The 1038-nt window shown below is 65.1% G+C and carries 1 protein-coding gene; it reads right to left on the bottom strand.

Annotation, left to right across the window (positions count from 1 at the left end; all coding sequences use genetic code 11):
* Positions 1 to 926: IS481 family transposase (locus ACAG24_RS29455; protein ID WP_085178258.1), on the bottom strand; the 926-nt coding region annotated here is incomplete at its 3' end.
* Positions 927 to 1038 lie beyond the last annotated feature (112 nt).

The following is a 1038-nucleotide window of genomic DNA, read 5'->3' as shown; positions in this document are numbered from 1 at the left end:
TGGCCGCGGTGGTGATTATAGGTGTGCAACCAGCGCGGGTATTCGTCGCAGCGTTGCGCGTCGCTGGTGTAGAGCCGCGCATAGGCCCACTCGTCGGCCAGAGTGCGATGGAAGCGCTCCACCTTGCCGTTGGTCTGCGGCCGGTAGGGCCGAGTGCGACGATGCTCGATATCGCCGAGGGCATCGCGGAAGACGTGCGATCGATAACAGTTCCCGTTGTCGGTCAACACCTTTCGAACGGTGATGCCGCAATCGGTGAACCACGCGTTGGCACGCCGCCAGAAGCCGGCGGCGGTGTCCTTGCCCTCGTCGGCGAGTAATTCGGAGTAGGCCAGCCGCGAATGCGCGTCGATGGCGGTGTGGATGAAGTGGTAACCGCGGACCGGGTTGCCGTACTTGTTGGTCACCCCGCTGCTCTTGTCGGCCCTGGCGTTGCGGTTGCCCTTCGTACGGCCCACCATGCGCCAGCCGCCGCCGGCGGGGATCTTGCCGAGTTTCTTGACATCGACGTGCACCAGGTCGCCGCAGCCTGCGGACTCCATTCGGCGAACGACGCGTCCGGTCGCGCGGTCGAGCCAGCGCAGCTTGGCGATCCGGTAGCGGCTCAGCACCCGATGCACCGTTGAGGGATGAATCCCGAGCAGATAGCCGATACGGGCTGGCCCCCACCGCCGGGTGACGCGCACGCCAATGATGCGCCGCTCAGTGCGTGTAGGTGTGCGATTGGGGCTGTGGTGTGGGCGTGAGCTGCGGTCGGCCATCCCCGACTCACCCTGCTCGCGATAGCGGCCCGCCCACCGCGAGGCCGTGGACACCGACACCTGGAAACGTTCGGCAGCCCGACGCAAAGACCAGCCATCATCGACGACGCAACGAGCCAGCCGCAGGCGACCGGTTTCGGACAAAGGGGCATTACGGTGAGACACGAAGACCTCCGAAGTGAGTTGGTGCGTTCCTAGGCAGTTCGCACTTCACTCGGAGGTCTTCGTCTTGTCACCTCACCACGCCGTCACCAACGTCCGTGGTCAGTACAGCTAG

It is taken from the genome of Mycobacterium bulgaricum (assembly GCF_041287165.2).
Lineage (GTDB): Bacteria > Actinomycetota > Actinomycetes > Mycobacteriales > Mycobacteriaceae > Mycobacterium > Mycobacterium bulgaricum.
The sequence above is the reverse complement of the archived record's forward strand: the minus strand, read 5'-3'. Positions and strand labels throughout refer to the sequence as shown.